The organism is Blastococcus sp. TF02-8 (genome assembly GCF_003319175.1).
In the GTDB taxonomy this organism is placed as follows: Bacteria; Actinomycetota; Actinomycetes; order Mycobacteriales; family Geodermatophilaceae; genus Blastococcus.
Map to the genome: position 1 here is coordinate 133,588 of NZ_QOHK01000002.1, position 15,090 is coordinate 148,677.

The following is a 15,090-nucleotide window of genomic DNA, read 5'->3' on the forward strand; positions in this document are numbered from 1 at the left end:
GCATGCGCGTGCGCGTCGGTATCACGTCGTCTCGCGTCTTCTAGCCTGGATGCTAGAGAATCGTAGAAGCGGTCAGAGGGGTGGTCGCCGCTCCCCGAAGCGGGTCGCCCGCTCGAACGCGTGCCCGACCTCCAGCACCCGCCGGTCGGCGCGCGGCGCCCCCACGACCTGCAACCCCACCGGGAGGCCGTCCGGCGTGAAGCCGCCGGGCACGGACAGCGCCGGGCAGCCGGTGGGGGAGAGCAGGGTGCACGACCGCATCCACGCCAGGTAGTCCTCCTGCGGCTCCCCGGCGATCTCGGTCGGGTACTCCAGCTGCACGGGGAAGGGCAGCACCTGCGTCGTCGGGCAGAGCAGCACGTCGAAGTGCCCGAAGAACTCGACGACCCGCTCGAACAGCCGCGTGTGCTGCTGCTCGGCCCGGGCGAGGTCGCGCCCGGTGAGCCGCGCGCCCCGTGCCGCGTTCCAGCGGATCGTCTCCTTCACCTGGCCCGGGTCGCGGCGGACCAGGTCCGAGAAGGTGGCGTCGAACAGCCACGCGCGCAGCGTGCCGAACACCTCGTCGGCACCGTCCAGGCGCGGGCAGGCATCCTCCACCACCGCGCCGAGCTCCTCGAACACCGGGATCGCCGCCGCCAGGACCGCGGTGATCGCCGGATCGACGGTCACCCGGCCGCCGAGATCCGGCGCCCACGCCACCCGCAGTCCGTCCAGCCGCTCGGGCAGGGGCGCGACGAAGCCCGCCGGGTCGTCGGACAGCGACAACGGCACCCGCCCGTCGGGCCCGGCCAGCACCGACAGCTGCAGTGCGACGTCGGCCACCGTGCGGCCCATCGGCCCCTGCACCGACAGCGTCGACCATGCCATCGGGGCAGGCCAGGTCGGTACGCGCCCGGGCGTGGGCCGCAGCCCGACCACGTTGCAGAACGCCGCCGGGTTGCGCAGGGAGCCGCCCATGTCACTGCCCTCGGCCAGCGGCACCAGCCCTGCGGCCAGCGCGGCCGCCGCCCCACCGCTGGACCCACCGGCGGAGAGCCCGTGGCGGTAGGGGTTGTGGGTCGCACCGAAGACCGGGTTCACGGTGTGCGACCCCGCGGCGAACTCCGGCACGTTCGTCTTGCCCACTCGGATCGCACCCGCCGCGCGCAGCCGGGCCACCACGAGCTCGTCGCGCAGCGGCACCGTGTCCCGGTGCAGCGGTGATCCCCACGTGGTCCGCATCCCGCCGGTCGCGTGGGTGTCCTTGTGCGCCACCGGCAGCCCGTGCAGCGGCCCCAGCGGCTCCCCCGCCGCCTGCGCGGCATCGGCGGCGTCGGCGGCCCGTCGGGCTCCCGCGGCGTCCCGGGTGACGACGGCGTTGAGCGCCGGGTCCAGCCGCTCGATCCGGGCCAGGTGCGCCTCCAGCAGCTCGCGCGCCGACACGTCGCCGGAGCGCACCAGCCCGGCCAGCTCGGTCGCGGGACGGGCGCACAGCTCCTCGTCGGGGGTCACCCGTGGAGCGTCGCAGAAACCCGGGTGCGCGCGACCGCGGTCACCGGTGAACGATGGAGGCGATGAGCGACGAACGAGCCACCACCGGCGAGCACGCCACCTTCGAGACCCTCGGCCTGCGCGAGGAGCTGCTCAAGGCGCTGACCGCCCTCGGCTACGAGGAGCCGACGCCGATCCAGCAGGAGGCGATCCCGCCGCTGGCCGAGGGGCGCGACCTGCTCGGCCAGGCGGCGACCGGGACGGGCAAGACGGCCGCCTTCTCGCTGCCGGTGCTCCAGCGGCTGGAGGCCCACCGGAGGGCGAAGCCGCCCGTCGCCCTGGTGCTGGTGCCCACCCGTGAGCTCGCCGTCCAGGTGTCGGAGGCCCTGCACCGCTACGGCAAGGACCTCGGCGCTCGCGTGCTCCCGGTCTACGGCGGCGCCCCCATCGTGCGGCAGCTGCGCAGCCTGGAGTCCGGGGTCGACGTCGTCGTCGCCACGCCCGGTCGTGCGCTCGACCTGGTCAACCGCGGCGCGCTGCACCTGGGCGACATCGCCACGGTGGTGCTGGACGAGGCCGACGAGATGCTCGACATGGGCTTCGCCGAGGACCTCGAGGCGATCCTGGACGAGACGCCGCAGGACCGGCAGACCGTCCTGTTCTCGGCCACCATGCCGCGCCGCCTCGACGCGCTGGCCCGCCGGCACCTCTCCGACCCGGTGCGCATCACCATCGCCCGCGAGAAGGCCGCCTCGGGCGAGGCCCCCCGCGTGCGGCAGACCGCCTACGTGGTGCCCCGCGGCGCCAAGCCTGCCGCGCTCGGCCGGATCCTCGACGTGGAGGCGCCCACGGCGGCGATCGTCTTCTGCCGCACCCGCGAGGAGGTCGACACCCTCACCGAGACCCTCAACGGCCGCGGTTACCGCGCCGAGCCCCTGCACGGCGGGATGAGCCAGGAGCAGCGGGACAAGGTCATGGGCCGGCTCCGCAGCGGGACGGCGGACCTCCTGGTCGCCACCGACGTCGCCGCCCGCGGCCTGGACATCGAGCAGCTGACCCACGTCGTCAACTACGACGTCCCCTCCGCGCCCGAGTCCTACGTGCACCGGATCGGGCGGGTCGGCCGTGCGGGGCGCGAGGGCGTGGCCATCACGCTGGCCGAGCCGCGCGAGCACCGGATGCTCAAGACGATCGAGAAGGTCGCCGGCTCGCCGATCACGGTGGAGAAGGTTCCGACGGTCGCCGATCTGCGCGCCCGCCGGCTGGACCTGACCCGCGGGGCGCTGCGGGAGAGCCTGCTCACCGACGACCTGGACCGGTTCCGCGTGGTCGTCGAGAGCCTGGCCGACGAGTTCGACCTCATGGAGGTCGCGCTCGCGGCGGTGAAGCTCGCGCACGAGGCCGGGAACGGTGTCGACGACGACGAGGAGATCCCGCAGGTCGCCTTCCGCCCCGACAGCGGCGGCGGCAAGGCGCCCCGGGCCGGGAACGGCCGCGACGCCGGTGCGCGAGGTGACGGCGGACGTCCGCCGCGCCGGGCAGCGAGCGGTCCGGCCGGCCGGCTGTTCGTCGGACTGGGCCGGGAGGCCGGTATCCGCCCCGGAGACCTGGTGGGCGCCATCACTGGAGAGACCGGGCTGACCGGCCGCGACGTCGGCTCCATCGAGATCCACCAGCGGTTCGCGCTCGTCGAGGTGCCCGAGGGCGCGGTCGACGAGGTCGTGCAGGCGTTGCGGGCCACGATGATCAAGGGCCGCAAGGCCACCGTGCGCCGGGACCGCTCCTAACCGGCGGGGTCCGCCGGCACGGTCGGCGGGACCCGGGTCGGTCCGGCCTCCGGCGGCCGCGGCCGGTCCTGCGGGTGCAGCCGGACGGCGACCAGCGCGACGTCGTCCTCCGGCCGGCCGTCGACCAGCCGCTCGAGCAGCTCGTCCAGCAGCGCCTGCAGCGGCCGGTCGGCCAGCTCGAGGAGCGTCTCGCGCAGCCGGTGGATGCCCTCGTCGAGGTCGGAGTCGCGCCGCTCCACCAGGCCGTCGGTGTACAGCAGCACGGTGGAGCCGCGGTCCAGGGTGATGACCGACTCCCGGCGGCGGGTGGTGGCGTCCACGCCCAGGAGCAGGTCACCGTTCCACTCGGCCAGCTCCGCCACGCTCCCGTCGCGGTTGATGACGAGTGGGGGCAGGTGCCCGGCGTTGGCCCAGCGCATGCGGGTCAGCCCGCGCTCCAGCTCGTCCGGCGTCTGCTCGAACCGGGCCACCGCCGCCGTCGCGAGCGTCTGCATCTGCAGCGTGGTCATCGACGTGTCCAGGCCGCGCAGCACCTCGACGGGGCCGGCGTCGCTGTAGGTCGCGATCCCGCGCAGCAGCCCCCGCAGCTGGCCCATGGCCGCGGCCGCCTCCGTGTCGTGGCCGACGACGTCGCCGATCACGAGCATCGTCGTCCCTCCCGGCTGGAGGAACGCGTCGTACCAGTCGCCCCCCACCCGGGCGGCCTCCGCGGCCGGCAGGTACCGGACCGCGATCTCCGCGTGGTCCGGTTCCGGCGGCTCGGTCAGCAGGCTGCGCTGGAGTCCCTCGGCGAGCTGCCGCTGGGCGCTGTACAGGCGCGCGTTGTCCAGCGCGAGGCCGGCGTGGTCGGCGACCTCCTGCGCGGTGGCCAGGTCCTCCTCGAGGGCCGGCCGGCCGTCGTCGTAGTAGATGGTGAGCAGCCCGACGGTGCGGTTGCGGCCGCGCATCGGGATCACGACGGCCTCCCGGGAGCCCAGGCGGGCGTGCAGCTCGCGGGCCTCACCCGGGGCGAGCAGCTGGCGGACCTCCGCGCCGTCCCGCCGGGTCGCCTCCCCGGTGCGCAGCGCGACTGCCGCGGGTGAGTCCGAGGGCATCGCGTCGAGCCGGAGGGCGGCGTAGCGCTCGAGCACCGGACGGAGCTCGGGGTCCCGGTGCCAGCAGCCGACGTCCCGGGCGCGCCCGTCGCCGTCGACCACCGTGACGATGCAGTAGTCGGCGAGCTCCGGGACGACGAGCTGCGCCAGGTGGGCGGTCGCCGTCGAGGCGTCCAGCGCACCGGCCAGCTCGGCGCTGACGTCGGCCAGCAGGGCGAGACGGCGGGCGGCGTGGTCGGCCTGCTCCTGCACCCGGCGGCGCTCGGTGACCTCGAGGAAGTAGACCGACAGGCCGTCGGGGCTGGGCCAGGCGCGCAGCTCGTACCAGCCGTCCAGCGGGGCGGGGTAGTAGGCGTCGAAGGCGATCGGCTGCCCGGTGCGCACGGCCTCGCGGTAGCGGTCCTCGAAGATGCTGTTGACCGCGTCGGGGAAGGCCTCCCAGAGGACGCGTCCCAGCAGCTCGTCGCGGGAACTCTGCAGGAGCCGCTCGGCGACGGCGTTGACGTAGGTGAACCGCCAGTCCCGGTCCAGGCTGTAGAAGCCGGCGGGCATGGCCTCCAGGACCCGGGTGACCAGCGTGGCGGCCTCGCGCTCCCCGGTCACGTCGTACGCGGTGCCGAGGATGCGGGCCGTCGCGCCGTCCGGGCCGACGAGCGACCGACCGCGGGCGTGGATCCACCGCGTCTCGCCGCCGGGCCAGACGATCCGGTACGTGGCGTCGTACTCCCCGCCGGTGTCGACCGCTGCCTGCAGCGCCTCGCCGACCCACGCGGCGTCGTCGGGGTGCAGGCGGGCGTTGAAGGCGTCGATCGTCCGGCCGAAGTTGCCCGGCTCGTAGCCGAACATGGCGATCAGCTGCTCGTCCCAGGTCAGCTCACCGGTCTGATGGTCCCAGTCCCAGGTGCCCACCCCGCCGGCCTCGGTGGCCAGTTCCCACCGCACCCGGTCGTCCTCGTAGCGGTGCAGCAGCGCCGACAGCTGGAGCTCGGTCATCACCGATCCGGCCAGCTGCTGCAGGGTGGCGATCTCCGAGGGAGCCCACGGCCGTGGCTCGGCGTCGAAGACGCAGAGCGCACCGAGCGGCCGCCCGGCGTCGTCGGAGAGCACGGTGCCGAGGTAGGAGCCGACGATCCCGGCGCGCACCGGCGGCAGGTCCCGCACGCGGTGGTCGCTCGCTGCATCGGCGACGACGAGGGCCTGACCCGGCGCCAGTGCGGCCGTGACGGTGCAGAGGGACTCCTCGAGCGGGCCGCTGGTGCCGACGGCGGCAGCTCCCGTGCCCGCGGCCACGTGCTGGACGTCGGTCAGCAGGGAGACCTGGCTGCCCGAGGTGCCGAGGAGCCGGGCGGCGAGCTGGGCCAGGCGGTCCAGGCCGGGGCGCGCGTCGACGGGCAGGACATCGCGAGCGGTCGCCACCCGGGCGGGGTCCTCGCGCAGCTGGGCCGCCGCGCGGTCGGCCGGAGTGCCCGCTGCGACCTCGCGGTGCGTGGGTCGGTCCACCGATGCCTTCCTGCCCGGCCGTCGCCGGATGTCCTGACCGGTTCCACCCACCTGCTCGAGCAGCTCGGCCCGAGCAGTTATGTCACGCCCGGCGCGTTGTGCGCAACCAACCGGGCGGAATGCGAGCCACGTCTCGCTACTCGCGCACCACCAGCGTCAGCGCCGTGCCGCCGTCGTGTTCCACGTGCAACCCCGCCCGGCGGAGCAGCGCGCGCAGCCGCACGACGGAGTCCGGCTCGCCGCTCGTCGTCGCGAGGAGCCGGGCGAGGCGCCCCTTGTGCGCCTTGTTGAAGTGGCTGACGACGGCCCGGGTGCCGTCGGGGCGCTCGCTGAGCACGTCGACCGTGACCGCCCCGGGCACCGGCGCGAGCGCCGCGTACGCGCCGCTGCGCAGGTCGACGACCACCTGGTCGACGGCGGCCAGCACGGGGGAGAGGACCGGCCTCCACAGCGTGCGCAGGCCGGGCAGCCCGGGGAGCGAGGAGCCGGCGGAGAGCCGGTAGGCGGGGATGGGGTCCGCCGCCGCCACGACGCCGAACAGTGCCGAGCCCACGGCCAGCCGCCGGTCGGCGCGGGCCCGCTGGGCGCGGGTCAGGGAGCGCACGTCGAGCGCGTCGTAGAGCACGCCGGTGTAGCGCTCCAGCGCCGGGCGGGTCGGGCTGGTCCACAGCTGCGCGTTGCGGGTGATCTCGGCGTCCTGCTTCGGCGACAGCCCGAGGGCCGCGCGGGACGCCGGCAGGTCGCCGGCCAGGTCGACCAGCGCCTCGGCGACCGTCGTCCGGACGCCGGTGAGTTCCGGCGCGGTCAGGGCGCTCAGGTCCAGCGGCGGACCGTCGCCCCCGGGCGCCTTGGTCTCGGACGGGGGGAGGAGCAGGAGGACCACGTCCTACCCACCCGTCGCAGGCTCGGGGCGGGACCCGGGACGCGGCCGCACCGTCAGGCTCACGAGAGGTCGACGACGACCGGCGCGTGGTCGCTGGCGCCCCTGCCCTTGCGCTCCTCGCGGTCGATGAACGCGTGCTGCACCCGGCCGGCCAGCGCGGGGGAGCCGAGCACGAAGTCGATCCGCATGCCCTCGCGGCGCGGGAAGCGCAGCTGCGTGTAGTCCCAGTAGGTGTGACCGGGCATGCCTGACCAGGTCAAAGGCGGCGACTTGCAGCCTGAGCTGCATGAATACATCACAGCCAATCAGTGCCCATCGGTCTCAATAGCAAGATCATGTGCCCCAAGTGTGCCCCAGCGAGCCGAACTCCATCGAGGTGCCCATCCGGGTGTACGGGGGCGAGCGACAGGCAGGCGCCGCGACCGCCCCCCACGACCGCCGGATTCTGTCCGTCGGTTCCGGCCGCCGGAAGGGCGCTGACGCGTCCCCTGCGGGGATGGGCCTCCGGCCCACCCTTCCCCCGGCCGCAACCGACGGAGAGGGCGGGTTATGGGGTCGGACAGGGAGAACTGGGCGGAGGGCAACCACGCGGACGGTAGCCGGTACGTCGGTGGGGCAGCGCCGTTGCTCGGCCCAGCCACTCCGCGACTGGCGCGTCATGAGCGGAGAGCGGTGACCGTCTCTACGAGGCCCTGGTTGCTCAGGGCGGTGAGCACTTCGTCGATGCTCATCGGCGGGCGTCGCTTGCTGTCAGCGATGCGCTGGACCTCGCCGAAGACGACCTTCGGGTTCAGGTCGACCATCGAGAGCAGGAACTCGTCGGCGCTGCGGGCCTCGATGTCCCACGAGTCCAGGCTCTCGACCGGGAAGTCCTTTAGGTTGTTGGTGACGATCATCTGGGCGCCGACCTTGATCGCGGCAGCCAGGACGTGCCGGTCGTCGGCGTCGGGAAGGTCGAGGACCTCCTTCAGCGGCTCGTAGCCGGTGACCAGGACATCCCGGATGGCGTCGTTCATCAGCGTGCGGGTGCGAGCCAGCCGCTCGGGGTCCAGATCGGGACGGTCCTCGGTCAGGTTGCAGAAGACCTCATCGAGGATCTCATCGGTCCACCGGGCGCGGACCAGTCCTGCCTGCGCGACCCGGATCAGCAGGTCGCGCAGGAGGCTGGGGTAAAGGACGTTCGCGTCGTAGATGACGATGAACGAAGCCACGTCAGAGGAGGTCCATCTCCTCGCTGAGTGCGGTCAGTTCGTCGGCGGCGGCGCGCCGCGTGCGGTCGTCCTCGCGCATGTATCGCAGCAGAGACTCCGCCTTGATCCGGCGGTGGCTGCCGACCTTGCGGTATTCGATCTCACCGCGCTCGAGCAGACTGATCAGGTAGGGGCGGCTCACGTTGAGCATGTCGGCGGCTTGCTGGGTGGTGAGTTCGGCGTGGGACGGGACCACCGAGACACCTTCGCCAGCGGCCATGTGCGCGAGGACTCGGGCGAGGAGTTCGACCGCCGCCCGGGGGACGACGAGGGTGTCCCGGTGCTCGTCCTCGACGACCAGACGCACGGCGTCCTTGCGCTTGTGGGTGCGCAGATAGTTTTTGACGCTCTTCACCGCGTCGGCCGCGGTCGTCACATCGGTCGCGTCGGGCTGGATCGGTGGGTCAAGCAGCGATGTCATGATCAGCCTCTTCCTCTTTCTAGTGTGTCGGCGAAGCCGCAGCCTTGGGCTGCGTCGTCGCCGGGAGAGCACCCCCGACGCCCCCGAAACACCTGACAGCAGTATCCGCAGCAATCGCAGTAAGCGCAACGCTCGCAGTGTCTATCGGCCGAACCCAGCTTCTACTTGACCCGGCCGGGTGACCGGGCGCCCTTGCTTGGGTGACGTCCCGCCACGTGGTCGGAGTCCGGCGAGGCCCCGCCCGCCGTCGTGACGCGCACTCACCGTTACGGTCCTCCAGCACGTGTGACGCGGGGGGGATCGACGATGGTGTGGTGGCGGCGAGGGCCGGGCTATCGGAACGCCGGGGACGCGTACCGGGAGCCTGCCACTGCGGGACGCCGCGGTGTGGTCTTCGACCGGCTGTCTCTCGATCTGACTGCAGTCCGCGAGGTCGGCAGAGAGATGGTCCGGCTGTCCGGCGACGGGGCCGAGCTCGTGATGCGCAGTCTTACCGGTCATGAGGTTCGACCCGAGCGGCTCGACGATCCCAGCCGCGTCGACCTTGAGTTCTTGACCCTGGAGACCGGGCGGCGCCTGCCCGAGGGTGTGCTGCAGTTTGAGGGAGCGGGTCCTCAGGACCCTTTCCCGTTCATTCGGGTCGGCACGGAGGAAGTCGGCCTGTACGGCTCCTTGTCAGTCACCTGCGGCGACCCCGTCCGGCTGAACCAGGTGACGGACGAGATGGCTCGACTGATCGTCAAGCTGGGTCGTCCCCGGCCGACGTTCGCAGGCTGGCCGTGGGTTGCCGCCGGGCTTGCGATGGCGGCACTAATCCTTCTCCCTGCCGCCGCAGCGTCTACCGGCGAGCTATCCCCCCTGCTATGGCCGCCGGCCGCGGTCGTCGGGGTGTTGGGAACGGTCGCTCTGTTGCGCTGGGCCCGCCCCCTCGCTACTCGGTCGAGGAACCGTCAGAGCGTGCTGATCGTCGACCCAACGCCGCGAAGGGAGATCCGGCTTATGCGCGCCAACCACCGCAGGGACGCCAGGGTCGCGCTCCTAGGCTTCATCGTCGGTGCGGGGGTGGCCCTAATCCCTAACCTAAGCGACATCTTCGGCTCATCTTGATCAGTTCCCCGGCCTCGTATCGGGAACCTCCATAGCGGCGGCTGCTACCCGGCGGAGAATGGAACGGCGCGCTTCGAACTGAAAGCGAGCCCCGGTCAGGCTTCGGTCCGTGAAGCTCATAAGGCGGACTGTCGCGCGGGGTGCGCGCAAGGGGATCGCCGTGCGGGAAGCGCACAAGGGGATCGCCGCGCGGGACACACACAAGCCGATCGCCATCCGGGGCGACGACGGTTGACCTTGGCTTATCGGCTGATACGCGAAGATGTCCGCGTGGATGCGTCCGTGGCGGAGGCGGTGCCGCGCCCGTTGACCTCTCGGGAGCAGGCCGCTCTCGTCGCGCTGATCACGCGCGGCGTCTCTGCGGACGGCGACGTCGTCATCACGGGTGAGGACCGCGACCGCTGGCTGCAGCAGGTGCCGGACACGCGCGCTGGGGACCGCTGCAACTGCGGGACGTGCCCGTCCATCGAGCTGACCGATCGCTCCGGCACGACGCCGGGCGAGTGGGACCGCCGCGTCGTTCTCGAGGCCGGCGCCGCCGGGGCGCTGCTGCTCCTGTTCGTCGATGACGACCGGCTCAGCTACCTCGAGCTCGCACCTTTTGGACGACAAGGCGACCTTCCGCGAGTTCCCCCACCCAGAGGAGTTCGACTTCACCGCGCAGGTGACGGGCGAGCCGTGCCGGGCTGCCCTTGCGGCGCCACTGCGTTTCTCACTGACGATCGCTACGCGAGACGCGGGCAAAGGGATCATCGTGCGGTAACAAGCACGACCTGGACACTGCTAGTGATGTCGTTGCCGATCGAGTTGAACAAGGCTGTACTCGGCGACGCTGCATGCTTCCCGAACCACCAGTAGCGCCAGGTCCGCGCTAACGCCCGTCGGCAAGGTGCGACCGTGCCCGGTGCCCTGCAGGACCCGGAGCTTGTTAACTTGTTCGGCGATCTTCCAAGAGCTCTGCAGGATCGCTTTGATGTTGCTAGCGCCGGGAAGGGCTGGGTCGACCTGCTCGGGAAGTATCCCGAGGCGCTCCCGGGCGAGATACCACAGGTGATCGAAGCCCGCACCCTTCGGTTCCTCCAGGCCAAGTTCCTCCAGGACAAACTTCGCCACCGCTTCGAGCAGATCTTTGGCGCTACCCAGCAGCTGCCCTGGATCCTCGGTCGACCGGCGAAGCCGGTCAACCTGCTCATCAAGCGCCTCGCGGCCGCCGGTCGCCAGGTCAATGGCACCGGCCACGCTGAGGATGCCATCATCTGTCAGCGTCCATCCACACCGGCCGAACGCCCGCTGGGCAGTCTTGACCGTCTCGCGGGAGGCGAAGGCAGGCCGGTCGGGATCGAAGCTTCCATGTACACGCAGCTGGACCAGAAGGGCGTCGACAAGTTCTCTCGCGCGAGCTCGCCGACGTCGGGCAGCTCCCAGAACGGTCCGTACTCGGACTTCCTTGTTCGGGGTCTGGGTCGTCGCCGAGTACGGATCATCGGCGCCGTAGCCGGCGCCAGTGAAGGCGTTGCTCAGCTTGGAGTGTGACGGGCCGTCACCCGAGAAGAAGAACCGCGCCAGGGCGGCGCTGACCTCGTCGCTGACGGGCGGCTGCGTCACTGGCTCATTCTCCTTAACCTGGAAGGCGCACGCCATTGTCCACTTTCAGGCGCTTACCGAAGACGATGCACCCTGACGGCTTTGGCCATGCCGTCGACCTGCATCTTGCCTCCGCTAATGACCGCAAAAGGGCGATACTTGTACTGGTAGCGGTAGTAGTACTCCGCCTGCTGCCATACCGACCCGTTCTCCAGCGTAACGACGGTGCTGCCATCCCAGCCCGTCCACGCGCCAGCTATCCGTGATCTCACCGCTTACTCCACCTTCAGCCCTTTAGTGCGTTCGGCGCATCTTGCAGCACAGCTCTGACCGTTTCGCGTGCCCTCGGAGGGTTCTCTTTCACTCCAACCACGTCACGGCCGTGCTCGGGCAAGGCCCTCGGACATCTCGTGACCGCCAACGTCATGAGCGCCCAAGGAGTCGGCGCAGCCAGCGGCTCAGCTTCCTCAGCACACCGGCACGGGGAGCAACGTCCCCGTAGGTCTGTGCGCGCTGTGCGGTGTCGAGCGTGTGGGTGGCTAGTGCAGCACTTCGCGTCATGGGCTTGCACCACACGACTCGGTTCTTCCGGATGAGGTAGTGCGACCCGCACGGAAATTGTCCGTTGCCCACCGACGGGGACAGGGTGACCTGCCCGTCGAAGGTCAGGATCCAGTCGGCGGGGCCCAGCGGAGTCACGATCCTGACGCCACATCCGCACGCGCATTGGTGGGAGGCGGTCGCGTACTCCATCGAGACGTACAGGATCCCGCCGGCCAGGTCCATCGGCACGTACTCGACGAAGACGGGCTCGAGTTCTTCACTCTTCACCGGTCGTGTCCGCCTCCGTCGGGCCGTCCTCTTCGGCTTCGTCGTTGCCGTACCGGTTGATGATCTCGTTGGTGTCGATTCGGTAGAGGGAGTGCAGTTCGTTCTGGCTGTCGCCGTAGAACCCGTAGCGCTTCTTGAAGGAGATGACGGCCAGGGTGGCGGTGAGCGCGTTGAGCTCGGCCACCTGGATGTTCGATTCGTACTCGTCGCCGTCGCCGAGCTCGTAGGAGATCAGCTGGTGTTCCTGGATGTGGCTCTGCTGCCCGGGCAGGCCGGTTGTGACGCGGAGGAGCCCGGCCAGGCCGCTGGTGTCGTGGCGCACACCCAGCCCGGTGTCGATGAACGGCACTCCCGCGTCGGTCAGCGCGTCGATGATGACTTTCTTGTCCTCGTTCGCGTCCATGGCGAGGAACACGAAGCTCATCTCGAGCAGCTCGTCGACGTTGTCCGCTGTGACGTACTGCGGGTGTGGCACGACGCCCCATCGCAGTTGTCCGTACCGGGCTGCGTGGTAGTCCACCTTGAGCGGGGCGGCGTTGAGTTCCTCGATGCTGGCCGCGCCCGGTGACCGGTAAGAGTTGTGAGTGGAGAAGACGTCGCCGTCGTAGACGTGCAGCTCACGGATCGGCGTCTTGGCGAGCAGATCGAGCAGGTATGCGCCGGTCCCTCCAAGACCGACGATCGCGACCTTGGGCAGCGAGATTTTCTCCGCCAGGACGGTGATGCCTGCACGGCTGGAGTTCGTGTCCAGGTACTTGAACACGCTGTCGGTCTCGTCCGACACGACCGGCTTGAACGTGGTGGGGATCGCCGTGGGGTCGATGGCCTGGGCGTGGCCGACGATCAGCCCGGCGTATGCGACCACCTTGTCGTAGTAGTTGGTGTAGCCGCGGCCGTGCGCCTTCATCGAGGAACTGCACGCCGCCATCAGGCCGCCGGCGAGCTGCATCGGTCCGCGCTGGTGGACCAGAGCCTGGAGTTCCATCCCCTCCTTGCTGTGCGGGATCTCGGTGAACCACATCACGTGGGTCTGCGGCGGAGTAGTGGTCTCGCCCTGGATGTCCAGGGGGCAGACGAGACTGCCGCGGACGACGGTGCCCCCGGCGGTCACGAACGGGATGTCGTCGACGACCAGGTGGCCGGCGCAGATGCGGACGGCGTACCCCTCGTTGACGAGCCGCGACAGATCCGGGCTGTCACGAACGAGTCGTGGCAGTGACATCGAAGCTCGTCCCCTTCTTCTTCACGGTCACCGAGGTGCCGGGCACCAGGGTTCCGCTACCGCCGTGCCCGCCCTTGGCCTTGCGATAGGCCACCGAGTAGATGACGTTGGGGTCCCCGTGGGGGAATCCCAGGTTGACCACCTGCTCGTAGGTGACGGTCTCGGCGTCGACCTCGAAGCGCGACCCGTTGATCACGATCTCGTAGTCCTTGTCCTTGGTCGGGTTCTTGGCCGACAGCTCGACTTCGGTCATCACGCGCTCGCTCCCTTGGTTCGTGCCTGGCCGCCCAGACATCGCTGGTAGACGGTAGCAGTCCTTCACCCCTGGGGTGATGGCATAGTTACGACCGGCGTGTCGGGGGCGAGGCGGGTCGGCCGCCGAAGTTCCCAGCGATACGTTGTGCCGCATCACCCAATGAGCGAAGGGCCGATGGAGATCGAGTACCTCGATCGCGGAGCGCGTGATGCCGCGACGCCGCCAGGGGTGCGGCCGCCGGGCTGGAGCCATGCCGAGGTCAGCCGCCTGCGCCTCGTCGTTCAATGCATCCGAGCCGGGCGGATTCCCAGCGACGTCCTGTCGCTGCGCTCCCTGCGCCTGCGCACCGATCCCGACGATCCCGGACGGTTCGGCACTGAACTGAGCTCCGACCGCGCCCTCACCCTTGCCTTCAAGGCGGACAGCACTCCCATCACAGCGATGCTGGATATCGCGCCCACCAGAACGGACTCAGGACGATGAGCGATCGCGTGCCCGACCCGGTGCCTGTCGGCAGATTCCTCGCCGAGGAGATCGAGGCGCACGGGTGGACCCAGGCGGAATTCGCCGCCGTGCTCGGACGACCGGTGCAATTCGTCTCCGAGATCGTGAACGGCAAGAAGGAAGTAACTCGCGAGTCGGCGGCACAGATCGGGGCAGCCCTGGGTCAGACGCCCGAGTTCTGGCTCAGCTTTCAAGATGAATACTTGCTGAGCGAGCAGGCAAAAAGCGCTAGGACACAGCAGGAGTTGTCAGAAGTACGACGCCGCGCGCGCCTCAACCGATTGGTGCCGGTCGCGACATTGCGCAAACGCGGGGTACTGGTTGGGGGCAATCTAGATGAGCTCGAAGAAGAGGTGGCCGAACTCTTAGAGTTGGACAACATCGACGATGACCCCGCCTTCCACATAGCAGCTCGGCGGAGTAACCACGACGAGCCTGTATCCTCTGTGCAAGTCGCCTGGGTGGCATGTGTTAGGCGCGCGGCCCGCAAACGCACAGGCGTCAAGCCGTTCTCCAAATCCAAGCTAGAGAGACTGGCGGCACAACTGCCCACACTGCTCAGTAGTCCGGCCGGCTTCCGCGGCCTGCCCGAAAGCTTCGCGGACACTGGCGTCGTCCTCGTCTACGTCGAGGCATTATCGGGCGCCAAAATTGACGGTTGCGCCTTCATGCTTGATAAGACCCCGACCATTGCGCTCTCTGGGCGAGGCAAGCGCTTGGACAAAGTGTTGTGGACGCTATTGCACGAGGTGGCCCACGTCATTCTCGGCCATGTCTCGTCCGACGTGTTAGTGGAGACGCTGGACGACCATGACGAGACCGACGCGAAGGAGAACGAGGCCGACAGACGAGCCGGCGGATGGCTCTTGCCTACACCGCTCCCGACACCGCCGGCGCGTATCGGCGCGGGGTGGGTCGAGACCGTGGCGAGCGAGCGCCGCCTAGCGCCAATCGTGATTGTCGGCCAACTCCAGCAGAGCCAGGTGCTGGACTGGCGCACGACCCTCGCGCGCAACGCCCCGACCGTTACGGGCGTCCTCGAGACTTGGTGACCCTGTGCGCCGGCTCTTCTTCTTTGGTTGACCGCTGATGGCAGGGGGCGCCGCGCGAGGTCAGGGCGCCGGCCTCGCGCTGGGCGACCTGCCTGTGACACAAGGGACGCAATTCGCGAGGTTTGCGGG

At 70.1% G+C, this 15,090-nt stretch carries 14 protein-coding genes; 4 read left to right on the plus strand and 10 right to left on the minus strand.

The features are described 5' to 3' along the window. Nucleotides 1-72 precede the first annotated feature (72 nt). Nucleotides 73-1,491, minus strand: a complete 1,419-nt coding sequence (locus tag DQ237_RS04675) for an amidase (RefSeq protein ID WP_113797684.1) — start codon at nt 1,489-1,491, stop codon at nt 73-75. A 62-nt stretch (nt 1,492-1,553) separates the two neighbouring features. On the opposite strand from DQ237_RS04675, the gene DQ237_RS04680 reads away from it, so the two are divergent. Next, complete coding sequence (locus DQ237_RS04680) at nt 1,554-3,257, plus strand: DEAD/DEAH box helicase (protein ID WP_113797686.1); 1,704 nt, start codon at nt 1,554-1,556, stop codon at nt 3,255-3,257. Here DQ237_RS04680 and DQ237_RS04685 read toward each other — a convergent pair. The 5 genes from DQ237_RS04685 to DQ237_RS04705 all read right to left on the minus strand — a co-directional run bounded on the left by DQ237_RS04685 (nt 3,254) and on the right by DQ237_RS04705 (nt 8,405). Continuing rightward, a complete protein-coding gene (locus tag DQ237_RS04685; RefSeq protein ID WP_113797688.1) occupies nt 3,254-5,851 on the minus strand; it encodes a SpoIIE family protein phosphatase in 2,598 nt (865 codons plus the stop codon). The two genes, DQ237_RS04680 and DQ237_RS04685, sit on opposite strands and share 4 nt — an antisense overlap. 136 nt (nt 5,852-5,987) lie before the next feature. Beyond that, nucleotides 5,988-6,734, minus strand: coding sequence for a peroxide stress protein YaaA (gene yaaA, locus DQ237_RS04690; protein WP_113797690.1), 747 nt, complete (start codon nt 6,732-6,734; stop codon nt 5,988-5,990). Nucleotides 6,735-6,793: 59 nt separating this feature from the next. Then, on the minus strand, nt 6,794-6,979 hold the full coding sequence (locus DQ237_RS04695) for a hypothetical protein (RefSeq protein WP_240619414.1): 186 nt from the start codon (nt 6,977-6,979) through the stop codon (nt 6,794-6,796). Between the two features lie 411 nt (nt 6,980-7,390). Further along, nucleotides 7,391-7,945 carry a PIN domain-containing protein gene (locus DQ237_RS04700; protein WP_113797692.1) on the minus strand — a complete coding sequence of 185 codons (555 nt, stop codon included), beginning with the start codon at nt 7,943-7,945 and terminating at the stop codon, nt 7,391-7,393. A gap of 1 nt (nt 7,946) precedes the next feature. After that, complete coding sequence (locus tag DQ237_RS04705) at nt 7,947-8,405, minus strand: helix-turn-helix domain-containing protein (RefSeq protein ID WP_113797694.1); 459 nt, start codon at nt 8,403-8,405, stop codon at nt 7,947-7,949. Between the two features lie 387 nt (nt 8,406-8,792). Between DQ237_RS04705 and DQ237_RS04710 the strand changes: the two genes are divergently transcribed. Continuing rightward, the gene (locus DQ237_RS04710; RefSeq protein WP_113797696.1) at nt 8,793-9,512 is read left to right on the plus strand and encodes a hypothetical protein; all 720 of its coding nucleotides are present in this window, start codon (nt 8,793-8,795) and stop codon (nt 9,510-9,512) included. 783 nt (nt 9,513-10,295) lie between these two features. Here DQ237_RS04710 and DQ237_RS04720 read toward each other — a convergent pair. The 4 genes from DQ237_RS04720 to DQ237_RS19605 all read right to left on the minus strand — a co-directional run bounded on the left by DQ237_RS04720 (nt 10,296) and on the right by DQ237_RS19605 (nt 13,402). Continuing rightward, nucleotides 10,296-11,117, minus strand: coding sequence for an abortive infection family protein (locus DQ237_RS04720; protein WP_113797699.1), 822 nt, complete (start codon nt 11,115-11,117; stop codon nt 10,296-10,298). Between the two features lie 402 nt (nt 11,118-11,519). After that, nucleotides 11,520-11,927, minus strand: a complete 408-nt coding sequence (locus tag DQ237_RS04730) for a DUF6527 family protein (RefSeq protein WP_205730076.1) — start codon at nt 11,925-11,927, stop codon at nt 11,520-11,522. Continuing rightward, complete coding sequence (locus DQ237_RS04735; RefSeq protein WP_113797703.1) at nt 11,917-13,149, minus strand: ThiF family adenylyltransferase; 1,233 nt, start codon at nt 13,147-13,149, stop codon at nt 11,917-11,919. Before DQ237_RS04735 ends, DQ237_RS04730 begins: the two co-directional genes overlap by 11 nt. Then, on the minus strand, nt 13,124-13,402 hold the full coding sequence (locus DQ237_RS19605; RefSeq protein ID WP_166509497.1) for a multiubiquitin domain-containing protein: 279 nt from the start codon (nt 13,400-13,402) through the stop codon (nt 13,124-13,126). Before DQ237_RS19605 ends, DQ237_RS04735 begins: the two co-directional genes overlap by 26 nt. Before the next feature lie 177 nt (nt 13,403-13,579). Here DQ237_RS19605 and DQ237_RS19610 point away from each other — a divergent pair, with 177 nt between their 5' ends. Next, on the plus strand, nt 13,580-13,888 hold the full coding sequence (locus DQ237_RS19610; protein ID WP_166509498.1) for a hypothetical protein: 309 nt from the start codon (nt 13,580-13,582) through the stop codon (nt 13,886-13,888). Further along, nucleotides 13,885-14,961: a helix-turn-helix domain-containing protein gene (locus DQ237_RS04750; RefSeq protein ID WP_113797709.1), complete on the plus strand. Its 1,077-nt coding sequence runs from the start codon at nt 13,885-13,887 to the stop codon at nt 14,959-14,961. Before DQ237_RS19610 ends, DQ237_RS04750 begins: the two co-directional genes overlap by 4 nt. Nucleotides 14,962-15,090 lie beyond the last annotated feature (129 nt).